Origin of the sequence: Pseudomonas sp., from assembly GCF_050739655.1 — a bacterium.
Taxonomy (GTDB): domain Bacteria; phylum Pseudomonadota; class Gammaproteobacteria; order Pseudomonadales; family Pseudomonadaceae; genus Aquipseudomonas.
In genome coordinates this window covers 1-11,585 of sequence record NZ_JBOIBY010000298.1, presented here as the reverse complement: position 1 = coordinate 11,585, position 11,585 = coordinate 1, and the positions used below count along the sequence as shown (strand labels likewise).

The following is an 11,585-nucleotide window of genomic DNA, read 5'->3' as shown; positions in this document are numbered from 1 at the left end:
ATCATTGGTGGTAGAGAAGCTGAACTGTTCAGCGGAAAACGGACGGGTCAGCGCTTCGGGCGCTAGACGCAAGCTGGCAGCAACAGGATCAGGCATCGGGCTTCCTTAACAATCAGGCGGGGCAGATAGCGGCATTCTGGCGCTGCCTGTACCTGACTGGCAAGGAGCGCCGCAGGCCAAAGCATAGACAAGTCGTATTAGCCCGGCAGACGTGCGCCAAATCACTGTTTTCCTCGAATGTTTTGCAAAAAATAACGGAACTGCGTGATCGTGCCTAAACTCCAAACTGCGCGGCTGGACTAATAACCGGCCCAACTGGCGCCAGAACGGCGACAGACCCCCTTGTCCATTGGTACGCACATAAAGAGAATAAAGCTATGAAACGGATTCTTCTCGGTACTCTCTTCACCGCTGTATCCATCAACGCCATGGCGCAGGCGCCAGGCGGCCCGGATTGCGGTTGGGGCAACATGCTGTTCGAAGGTCAGCGTGGCACCCCGGCTCACTTCCTGGCATCCACCACCAACGGCACTTCCGGTAACGCAACCTTCGGTATGACTTCCGGCACCAACGGTTGCGCCACCAATGCGTCGCTGACCTATGGCGGCAAATCCTGGTTTGCCATGAATGGCATGATGAACGAGCTGTCCGAAGACATGGCTAAAGGTCAGGGTGAAGCACTGACCACTTATGCCGTGGTACTGGGCGTGGCGCCGCAAGACCGTGCGCACTTCGCTGCCGTCACTCACGAGCACTTCCAGCAGATCTTCAGCAAGGCTGACGTGACTGCCGAAGATGTGCATACCAACACCCTGGCCGTTCTCAAGAGCGACCCTCGTCTGGCCAAGTACGCCACTGAGGCTTAAGCTCGACCCGCCCGCTTCCCTTCCAGGAGTGGGCGTTTATTTTTTGGACCTGTCCCTTCTTTGGGTCTTTGTTTTTTCTTGTTCAAGTTGCCGACTATGCTCAAACGCCTTGCCTGGCTGGCGCTCAGTGTCTGCGCCCCGCTGTCCGCCGCGCCACTTATCGACAATCAACGTTTGCAGCAACTGGCCAACGACCCTTTCTGGATTTCCCTGGGCCATTACGAAACCGCCAAGCTCGGCGGCTGGCGCAGCTATGTCAGCGATCCGAAATTCTTTCTCGCCGCCGATGGCAACGAACACCCGGACCGTGAACTGGCGGCCACCGTGCAAGCACTGTATGCGCCGGCCAGCGCCGGCGAGCAGCACGCACAATGCGTTTACCCTGCCCGTACTCGCTGGTTGAAAGCGCAGCTCAATCTGACCGACCTGCCGGCACTGGACTGCGCCGATTTCAAGCAATGGTTCAAGGATGTTTCGCCCCACAGCGCGGTGATGATCTTTCCGGCGGCTTATTTGAACAGTCCGTCCTCCATGTTCGGTCATACCTTGCTGCGCATTGATCAGGCAGATGTTCAGAGCGACAAGACATCGCTGCTCAGTTACGCGATCAACTTCGGCGCCTACATCGAAGGCTCGGACAACAGCATCCTCTATGCCTGGAAAGGTTTGATGGGGGGGTATCCGGGGCTGTTTGCACTGGTGCCCTATCAGGAAAAACTCTCGGAGTACCGCAGCCTTGAAAACCGCGATTTGTGGGAGTACCGGCTGAACCTGACCCAGCAAGAAACCGCGCGCATGGTCGAGCATGTCTGGGAGCTGAAGCAGATCAAATTCGACTACTTCTTCTTCGACGAAAACTGCTCCTATCGCCTGTTGGAACTGCTGCAAGTGGCGCGCCCGAGCCTGCGCCTGACCGAGCAATTCCCTTTGACCGCCATCCCGACCGATACCGTCAAAGCCGTGAAAGATGCCGGCCTGGTGGAGTCCATCCAATACCGGCCGTCCCGCGAACGTGAATTATTGAGCCGTGCCGAATCCCTGTCAGATGAAGAACAACAGTGGGTGCTGAAAGTCAGCGCCGACCAGCAGCAACTGCAAACCCCGCAATTCAAGGCGCAGCCCCGTGATCGCCAGGCACTGATCATCGATGCGGCCTACCGTCTGGAACGCTATCGCGCCAACGGTCAGGAGCGTGATCCGGCGCGCGCCCAGCGCAGTTTCGAGCTGCTGCGGGCGATCAACCAGAACCCGGCGCCGGAACTGGACATTCCAAAGCCTGGTCTGCCCGAGGATGGCCATCAATCCCGCACCTGGCAGGCCGGCCTTGGTACTCGTGGCGACCGCGCTTTCGGCGAATATGGCCTGCGCATGGCTTATCACGACCTCAACGACAACGCCGAGAGCTTCCCGCTCGGCGCGCAAATCGAAATCCTGCAACTGAAACTGCGCCAGTACGAAGGCAATGACTGGCAGGTGCAGCAACTGGACCTGGCAACCATTCGCTCCCTGACTCCGCGTAACGAGTTGCTGCAACCGTGGTCGTGGCAGGTCACCGGCGGTCTTGAGCGCGTGCCGGGCAAACATGACGATGAAAACCTGGTCAGCCACGTCAATGGCGGTGGCGGCGGCACCTGGCAGCTGGCCGACGACCTCCTCGGTTTCGCCTTGGGCACTGTGCGCGTGGAGCACAATAATGACTTCGCCGCGTTCATCGCCCCCGCAGCGGGTTTCAACACGGGGCTGCTGTGGAGAAATCCGCTGGGTAATTTGAGCCTGGAAACCAAAGGTGATTTTTTCACCAATGGCGAAGTGCGGCGTTCGATCAGCTTGAATCAGCAATGGGAACTGTCACGCAATCTGGGGTTGCGCCTCAGTGCACAGCGTGAATTCAGCCACTTGGCCACGCCGGAGAACGAAGTGATGCTTGAGGTGAAGTGGTATCACTATTGAATTGAAAAGCAAAAGATCGCAGCCTGCGGCAGCGCCTACAGGGGGACCGATATACATGGGCCAATGTAGGCGCTGCCGCAGGCTGCGATCTTTTGATCTTTCTTTCACATGCCGCTGACAAACCCACACCTAGACTTTCCCTATAGGCCATTGATCGGTCCGGGAGTCGGAGATGTGGCGTTGCGCAGGTGTGTTGGGTTTGTTGCTGTTGATCGCAGGTTGCCAATCAACCCACGACGACCTGATCGCCAAAGGTTATCCACCGGCCTTTGCCGATGGTTTCGATGACGGTTGCAGCAGTGGTCGCCAAGCCGCTGGCGCCATCACTGGCGAGTTTCGTAAAAACGTCCCCCGCTACCTGAAAGACAACAACTACGCCGAAGGCTGGAGCGATGGTTTTCGCCAGTGCCAGGCCATGCGCGAAAACCAGGACCGCATGGACTATCACAACAGCCATGGCTACGAGCGTGGCGACGAGCGCGAAAAAGCCTGGCAACAGCAAAAGGATCAGGACACAGCCCGGGCCTATCACTCGCCATAGGTCGCGAATGGACATCGATCGAAACTAAAAGCCTGCAAGCATGGCCCAAACCCTATATCGGGAGAAAACCATGAGCCGGGCATTCGTCAACGAAGATAACGCTGCCGCGCAAGCCGATCAGCCGGTCGAGCGTCAGATCAGCGCGCAACCCAATTACGTCACGCCAGAAGGTTTGAGCCTGTTGCAGAACAAAGTCACCGAGTTGCAAGCGCAGCTCAGTGAACAATCCGCACGCGGCGAGCAGGCTGACAAACAACGCCTGGCCGACCTTGACCGCGATTTGCGCTACTACAAGCAGCGGCTGGGCAGTGCTCAGGTGGTCCCCATCGCCACCTCAACCGAAAAAGTGCAGATCGGCAGTTGGGTGACCTATGCCGACGAAAATGACACTGAGCGTCGGGTGCAACTGGTGGGCGAAGATCAGGCCGATGCCGCCCATGGCCTGATCAACTGGGGCTCGCCGCTTGGTCGGGCGTTGCTTGGGGCGCAACTCGGTGACGAGGTACTGTGGCAACGCCCGGCCGGGGATCAAATGATCGAAGTGATCCGGATCGAAGCGGCTTAAACCACGCCTTGCGCCAGCATGGCGTCGGCGACTTTGACGAAGCCGGCGATGTTCGCGCCTTTGACGTAGTTGACCTGACCGTCTTCTTCACCGTAATGCACACAGGCGTGGTGGATCGACTGCATGATCGCGTGCAGCTTGCTGTCCACTTCACCGCCTGTCCACAGAAGGCGCATGGCGTTCTGAGACATTTCCAGGCCGCTCACTGCAACGCCACCGGCGTTGGACGCCTTGCCCGGCGCAAACAGAATGCGAGCTTCGATAAACAGGTCCACCGCTTCCAGCGTCGTTGGCATGTTCGCCCCTTCCGCCACACAGATGCAGCCGTTGCGCAGCAAGCTGCGCGCAGCCTCGGCATCCAGCTCGTTTTGCGTGGCGCACGGCAAGGCGATGTCGCAGCTCAGGCCCCATGGATGCTGGCCAGCCAGGAATTCCAGGCCAAAGCGACCCGCCAGCTCGCTGATGCGTCCGCGCTGGATATTTTTCAGTTCCAGCACCGCTTGCCATTGCTCCTCGGTCAAACCGCTTTCGCAGTAAAGCGTGCCTTCGGAATCGGACAGCGAGATCACTTTGCCGCCCAGGTCCATGACCTTGCGTGCGGCGTATTGCGCGACGTTGCCGGAGCCGGAGATCGCTACTCGCTTGCCTTCGACGGTTTCACCACGGCGTTTGAGCATTTCCTCGGCGAAGTACACGCAGCCGAAACCGGTGGCTTCCGGGCGAATCAGGCTGCCGCCGTAACTCGGGCCTTTGCCGGTCAACACGCTGGTGAACTGGTTGCTCAGACGCTTGTATTGACCAAACAGGAAGCCAATCTCGCGGGCGCCGACGCCAATATCACCGGCCGGGACGTCAACGTCCGCGCCAATATGACGGTACAACTCGCTCATGAAGGCCTGGCAGAAACGCATGACTTCCGCATCGCTTTTGCCTTTTGGATCGAAGTCCGAACCGCCTTTGCCACCGCCCATCGGCAACGATGTCAGCGAGTTCTTGAAGGTTTGCTCGAAGGCGAGGAATTTCAAAACACCCAAGTTGACCGAAGGATGGAAGCGCAAACCGCCCTTGTACGGACCAATGGCGCTGTTCATCTGGATCCGGAAACCGCGATTGACCTGCACCTTGCCATGATCGTCGACCCACGAGACCCGAAACACGACCGCCCGCTCCGGCTCGCAGATGCGCTCCAGAATGCCGGAAGTCAGATAGTGCGGATTGGCCTCAAGAAACGGCCACAGGCTGCGAAGGACCTCTTCGACGGCCTGGTGGAATTCGGGTTGATCCGGGTCGCGCTTTTTCAGGCGCGCAAGGAAGGAGTCGACGGATTCGATCATGGAAAAGTCTCGGGAATTTGTTGTCGTTGGAAGAATTTGAGCCGGACTTTAACAAACGAGCCGCGCACAAGAACAGAGCAGAATGTCGCCTTTATGAAATTAAATGGTGCACAGGATATAAATTAACTGCATTTCTAAAGGTTTGCGCACCAGAAAAGGGATTCACAATTCAGAGCATGCACCATTCATTACACCGCCATCGCGGGCAAGCCAGCGATGAATTCACCAAGGTGTCACTGAAAAAACGCGAAAAAAAACGGAGCCCGAAGGCTCCGTTCTCTTTCATGCAACCAACCCCAAATCAGGCCAGCTTTTTGTGCCGTACACGATGCGGCTGGGCAGCCGCTTCGCCAAGACGCTTTTTGCGATCGGCTTCGTACTCGGTGTAGTTACCTTCGAAGAACACTGCTTGCGAGTCGTCTTCGTACGCCAGGATGTGAGTCGCGACGCGGTCAAGGAACCACCGATCGTGGGAGATCACAATGGCAGCGCCCGGGAAGTCCAGCAGGGCTTCTTCCAGGGAACGCAGGGTTTCAACGTCGAGGTCGTTGGACGGTTCGTCGAGCAGCAGGACGTTGCCGCCCTCCTTCAGGGTCAATGCCAGGTGCAAGCGACCACGCTCACCACCCGACAGGTCCTTGACGAACTTCTGCTGATCGCCGCCCTTGAAGTTAAAGCGACCAACGTAGGTACGCGACGGAATCTCGTAGTTACCGATACGGATCTGGTCGGAACCATCGGAGATTTGCTGGAACACGGTTTTGCTGCCGTCCAGGTCTTCGCGGCTCTGATCCACACAGGCCAGTTGCACGGTTTCGCCGACTTCGATGGAGCCGGAGTCCGGCGTTTCCTTGCCCATCAGCATGCGGAACAGGGTCGACTTACCGGCACCGTTACCGCCAATTACGCCGACGATGGCGCCTTTTGGCATGGAGAACGACAAGTTGTCGATCAGCACGCGATCGCCATAGCCCTTGGTGACGTCCTTGAATTCGATGACCTTGTCACCTAGGCGTGGACCGGCCGGGATGTAGATCTCGTTGGTTTCGCTGCGCTTCTGGAATTCCTGCGATTGCATTTCTTCAAAGCGTTGCAGACGAGCCTTGGATTTGGACTGGCGGGCCTTGGCGCCTTTGCGCACCCATTCCAGTTCTTCTTTCATGGCTTTTTCGTGGGCCGACTGCTGCTTGGATTCGGCAGCCAGACGATCGGACTTGGCTTCCAGCCAACCCGAATAGTTGCCCTCGTAAGGAATACCGGCGCCGCGGTCGAGTTCCAGAATCCAGCCAGCGACGTTGTCCAGGAAGTAACGGTCGTGCGTGATCGCTACCACGGTACCCGGGAAGTCGTGCAGGAAGTGCTCCAGCCAGGCTACTGAATCGGCGTCCAGGTGGTTGGTCGGTTCGTCGAGCAGCAGCATGTCCGGAGCGGACAGCAGCAGACGGCACAGGGCCACACGACGCTTTTCGCCACCCGAAAGGAATTCGACCTTGGCATCCCACGCCGGCAGACGCAGTGCATCGGCGGCGACTTCCAGCTGACGCTCCAGGTTGTGACCATCGCTGGCCTGCAGGATGGCTTCGAGTTTGGCCTGTTCGGCCGCCAGTTTGTCGAAGTCGGCGTCCGGGTCGGCGTAAGCCGCGTAGACCTCGTCCAGGCGCGCCTGGGCGTCCTTGATCACGCTGACCGCTTCCTCGACCACTTCACGCACGGTCTTGGTCGGATCAAGTTGTGGCTCTTGCGGCAGATAACCGATGTTCAGGTCCGGCATCGGACGGGCTTCACCGTCGAACTCGGTATCAACGCCGGCCATGATTTTCAGCAGCGTGGATTTACCCGAACCGTTGAGGCCGAGCACGCCGATCTTGGCGCCAGGGAAGAAGGACAGGGAGATGTTTTTGAGGATTTCCCGCTTCGGCGGAACAACTTTTCCCAGCCGATGCATGGTGAATACGTATTGAGCCATGGAGAACCTTGGGTCAGTGACTGATGAATGAATAGAGCGCAGACGATGCCTGGCCAGACCGTGCGCGTCGCCCGAATGAAAGCGAACGATACGGGCGCGCTGAAAAGTCTGATTCTAGGAGCTGGAACGCTCCCGCGTAACCGGCAAAGCTACCTCAATGACAGATGGCCGTCCAGCCGAGCAGGGCTGGCACTTTGCCACAACTCAAGGCATGCTAGCCGCCCTTCGGGCGTCCGGCTTATAGTGCGCGTCGCGCCAGTGCAGCCAAACCGCAGGATTTCAGTTTGACCAATGTCCCTCCGTCCCTGATCACCAGTGCACCGACAGCGGCACCCGCTTCGCCCCTGCGCGGCACACTCAAAGGCGCGCTGGCGATGCTGGTGCTGATGGTGCTCGCCCTGATGTTCTGGCAGCTATTGGATCAGTTGCGCGAAACCCAGAAAAACCAGCGTCAATACACCATCGACTACACCGCCGACCTGGCCACGCAAGTCAGCCTGAACATGGCGCTCAACGCCCAGATCGCCCTTAACCTGCTGCCAATCGTCGAACAGCCACAAACTGCTGACGAACTACAGGATTTGCTGCGCAAGCTGCAAAAATCCTTGCCCGACGTGGTCAGCCTTGCCTTGCTCAGCCCCTCTGGCAAGATCCTCAATGACAGCGCGATCCACAGCGAAGATGCCAACTATCTGGGCGAACTGGTCCGGCGCAGCCATGCCCAGCCTCATTACTTCAGCAACGTTATCGACGGCTCGGTGGTGTACCTTCTGCTGCATCAGGCCAGCGGCAGCACCCGTGGCTACTGGGCCTTGCGCCTCAAGCCGACATTTTTCTCATCCCTGACCAAATCCAATGAAGACGGCAACCGGCCGCTGTGGCTGGTGGAAAACCGCTTCAATCACCAGATCATCAGTCGTGATGAAGCACTGCCGCTGGTCAATCGGGGTACGTTGACCGAGGACGATGTGGCCAACAGCGTGCTGACTGTTCCACTGAGCAGCAGCGACTGGCAACTGCGTGGATTGTTCGATCGACAGCGCGTACTCGAGGAACTGCTGCCTGCCTTCATTGGCAAATGCCTGTTGGGGCTGGCCTTTTCCCTGCTGCCGTTCATCGTTTTGCTGAACATGCGCCGACGCCAGCGCCAGCTGCATGAAGGCCGTCGCCGCTACCAGGAGATTTTCGAAGGTACTGGCGTAGCACTTTGCGTGCTCGACATGAGTAACCTCAGGAGCGTCCTCGACAAGGCCCGACTGCACGGCAACGAGCAACTGAAAGCGTGGCTGGCGATACCGGGACAGCGTCGGCAATTGCTGCAGGAACTGCGGATTACCGAGGTCAACCAGGTTGCTCTGCAGCTACTCAATGTCAACACGTCCCAGCAGGTCTGGGACGTGTTGATTGACGGCAACCCACTGGACGGTAGCGCCATTGGCAACCAGGTGCTTGAAGCGGTGCTCAACCAGGAGAAACGGCTTGAGTTGGAAATCAAGCTCCTGGACGCCACTGGCCGCGACCAGCACCTGTGGCTGGTGCTGCGCCTTCCGGAAAATCTCACCGACTATAAAGCAGTGATTCTGAGCATCACCGACATCACGAGCCGCAAGCTCATCGAGTTGTCGTTGCTGGAGCGCGAAGGATTCTGGTCCGATGTGGTGCGAACCGTACCGGACCATTTGTATGTGCAGGACGTCATCAGCCAGCGAATGATCTTCAGCAACCATCATCTGGGCCAGACGCTGGGCTACAACCGCACCGAACTGCAGCAGATGGGCGAGTACTTCTGGGAAATCCTCCTGCACCCCGACGATGCCGATTTTTACCATCGCTCGCGCCAGATTCAGCGACAGGGCGGTTACAGCCAATTGATGCAGTGCCAGTTGCGTTTCCGCCACAGGGACGGCGAATGGCGTCGCTTCGACATTCGCGAGCAGGCACTGGCGCGGGACAAACATGACCAGGTGACCCGCATCATCGGGGTCGCCAAGGACGTTACCGAACAAATCGAAGCCAGCGAATCCCTGCGCGACAGTGAGCAGCGCTACCGGATGCTCGCCGAAAGCATCAGCGACGTGATTGTCTCCACCGACAGCCGAATGGCACTTAACTATGTCAGCCCTTCGGTAATGGCTGTATTGGGCTACGACGTTGAATGGATTCTCCAGAACGGCTGGCAATCGACCATTGCCAACCCACAGCAACTGACCGGCATCTACAGCCTGATGGAACGGGTCAGCAAAGCACTCGATCAGCCCGACCAACTGGCGCTGTTACGCAGCGAAGTGCAGACCCAGTTGTACTTGTTCGACTGCCTGCGAGCCGATGGGCGCAAGATCCCGATCGAGTTGCGGCTGATACTGGTCTGGGATGAGCACGGCGCATTCGAAGGCGTACTGGGGGTCGGTCGCGACATCAGCCAGCAACGTCGGGCCGAAAAAGACCTGCGCATGGCCGCCACGGTATTTGAGCACTCGACTTCGGCGATCCTGATTACCGACCCGGCCGGCTACATCGTCCAGGCCAACGAAGCGTTCACTCGTGTCAGTGGTTATGCCGTCGAGCAAGTACTCGACCAGTTGCCGAACATGCTGACCGTCGACCAGGAGCAGGAAGCCCATTTGCGTTATGTGCTCAAGCAATTGAATCAGCACAGCACCTGGGAAGGCGAAGTCTGGCTACGACGCCGCAATGGTGAACACTACCCGGCGTGGGTCGGCATCACCGCAGTGCTGGACGACGAAGGCGATCTGGCGAGCTACGTGTGTTTCTTCAGCGACATCAGTGAGCGCAAAGCCAGCGAGCAGCGCATTCACCGCCTCGCCTATTACGACGCGCTGACGCACCTGCCCAACCGCACGCTATTCCAGGATCGACTGCACACGGCGCTGCAAGCGGCCGAACGGCAGAAATCCTGGGTGGTGTTGATGTTCCTCGACCTTGACCGCTTCAAACCCATCAACGACTCCCTGGGACATGCCGCGGGCGATCGCATGCTCAAGGAAATGGCGACACGCCTGCTCGGTTGCGTCGACGATGACGACACTGTGGCGCGCATGGGTGGCGACGAATTCACCTTGCTCCTGCAACCTCGGGCCAATCGCGAAATCGCCTTGAACCGGGCGATTCATGTTGCCGAGCAGATCCTCGCCAGCCTGGTGAAACCTTTCGTGCTCGAAGGCCGCGAGTTTTTTGTCACGGCCAGTATCGGCATCGCCTTGAGTCCGCAGGATGGCAACGAACTCAGCCAGTTGATGAAGAACGCCGACACCGCGATGTACCACGCCAAGGAGCGCGGCAAGAACAACTTCCAGTTCTATCAGGCGGACATGAACGCCAGTGCCCTGGAGCGCCTGGAACTGGAAAGCGACTTGCGTCACGCGCTGGAGCAGAACGAATTCGTGCTGTTCTACCAGCCTCAATTCAGTGGCGATGGCAAACGGTTGACGGGCGCCGAAGCCTTGCTGCGCTGGCGCCATCCACGCCGTGGTCTCGTGCCGCCAGGGGACTTCATTCCGGTGCTGGAGGAACTCGGCCTGGTGGTGGAGGCAGGCGACTGGGTCATCCGCGAAGCCTGCCGTCAACTCAAGAGCTGGCACCAGGCGAAGGTGCGCGTGCCGAAGGTGTCGGTGAACATTTCCGCTCGGCAATTCTCCGACGGCCAGCTCGGCACGCGGATCGCTACCATCCTCAAGGAAACTGGGCTGCCGCCAGCGTGCCTGGAGCTGGAACTGACCGAAAGTATCCTCATGCGCGAAGTCAGCGAGGCCATGCAAATCCTCGACGGCCTGAAAAATCTCGGCCTGAGTATTGCGGTCGATGACTTCGGGACCGGTTACTCGTCGCTCAACTATCTCAAGCAATTCCCGATCGACGTGCTGAAAATCGACCGTACCTTCGTCGACGGCCTGCCGTCGGGTGAACAGGACGCACAAATTGCCCGAGCGATCATCGCCATGGCCCACAGCCTCAACCTGGCCGTGATCGCCGAGGGCGTGGAGACCCAGGAGCAGTTGGATTTCCTGCGTGAACACGGTTGCGATGAGGTTCAGGGCTACCTGTTTGGCCGTCCGATGCCGGCCGACAAATTTGAAGTGCAGTTCAGCAATGATGCGCTGTTTGTCTTTGACTGAAAGGGCCATCCCGAACACCGCATGTCCGCTCATGAAGCCCACTTGTCTGCGACATGATGTCCTTTCATATGCCTTCCAAAACCCGTTGGGGTAGAATGCCCCCCTTTTCTGCCCCCGATCCTTGAGGACCGCCATGTTCAGCCGTGATTTGACTATTGCCAAGTACGACGCCGATCTCTTTGCCGCCATGGAGCAAGAAGCTCAGCGCCAGGAAGAGCACATTGAGCTGA

9 protein-coding genes are annotated in these 11,585 nt (G+C 58.4%); 6 read left to right on the top strand and 3 right to left on the bottom strand.

Annotated elements, in window-relative coordinates; genetic code table 11:
- Window positions 1-96 (bottom strand): hypothetical protein (locus ACRESJ_RS14440; RefSeq protein ID WP_431758491.1); only part of this gene is annotated, 96 nt, incomplete at its 3' end.
- Between the two features lie 281 nt (window positions 97-377).
- Here ACRESJ_RS14440 and ACRESJ_RS14435 point away from each other — a divergent pair.
- The 4 genes from ACRESJ_RS14435 to ACRESJ_RS14420 all read left to right on the top strand — a co-directional run bounded on the left by ACRESJ_RS14435 (window position 378) and on the right by ACRESJ_RS14420 (window position 3,922).
- Window positions 378-866 (top strand): DUF3015 domain-containing protein, encoded by a 489-nt coding sequence (locus tag ACRESJ_RS14435; protein WP_431758488.1) that lies wholly within the window; start codon window positions 378-380, stop codon window positions 864-866.
- Window positions 867-962: 96 nt separating this feature from the next.
- Entirely contained in the window at window positions 963-2,816 is a 1,854-nt protein-coding gene (locus ACRESJ_RS14430) for a DUF4105 domain-containing protein (protein WP_431758487.1), read from the top strand.
- Window positions 2,817-2,988: 172 nt separating this feature from the next.
- Window positions 2,989-3,357 (top strand): hypothetical protein, encoded by a 369-nt coding sequence (locus tag ACRESJ_RS14425; RefSeq protein ID WP_431758486.1) that lies wholly within the window; start codon window positions 2,989-2,991, stop codon window positions 3,355-3,357.
- A 70-nt stretch (window positions 3,358-3,427) separates the two neighbouring features.
- Window positions 3,428-3,922: a GreA/GreB family elongation factor gene (locus ACRESJ_RS14420; protein ID WP_431758485.1), complete on the top strand. Its 495-nt coding sequence runs from the start codon at window positions 3,428-3,430 to the stop codon at window positions 3,920-3,922.
- Here the strand turns inward: ACRESJ_RS14420 and gdhA are convergent.
- Together gdhA and ettA are read right to left on the bottom strand one after the other, a co-directional pair.
- Window positions 3,919-5,256 (bottom strand): NADP-specific glutamate dehydrogenase, encoded by a 1,338-nt coding sequence (gdhA, locus tag ACRESJ_RS14415; RefSeq protein ID WP_431758484.1) that lies wholly within the window; start codon window positions 5,254-5,256, stop codon window positions 3,919-3,921. The genes ACRESJ_RS14420 and gdhA overlap by 4 nt on opposite strands.
- A gap of 301 nt (window positions 5,257-5,557) precedes the next feature.
- Complete coding sequence (gene ettA / locus ACRESJ_RS14410; protein ID WP_431758483.1) at window positions 5,558-7,222, bottom strand: energy-dependent translational throttle protein EttA; 1,665 nt, start codon at window positions 7,220-7,222, stop codon at window positions 5,558-5,560.
- A gap of 374 nt (window positions 7,223-7,596) precedes the next feature.
- Here ettA and ACRESJ_RS14405 point away from each other — a divergent pair, with 374 nt between their 5' ends.
- Window positions 7,597-11,355 (top strand): sensor domain-containing protein, encoded by a 3,759-nt coding sequence (locus tag ACRESJ_RS14405; protein ID WP_431758490.1) that lies wholly within the window; start codon window positions 7,597-7,599, stop codon window positions 11,353-11,355.
- Between the two features lie 133 nt (window positions 11,356-11,488).
- The coding region (locus ACRESJ_RS14400) for a hypothetical protein (protein WP_431758489.1) at window positions 11,489-11,585 on the top strand (97 nt) is incomplete at its 3' end.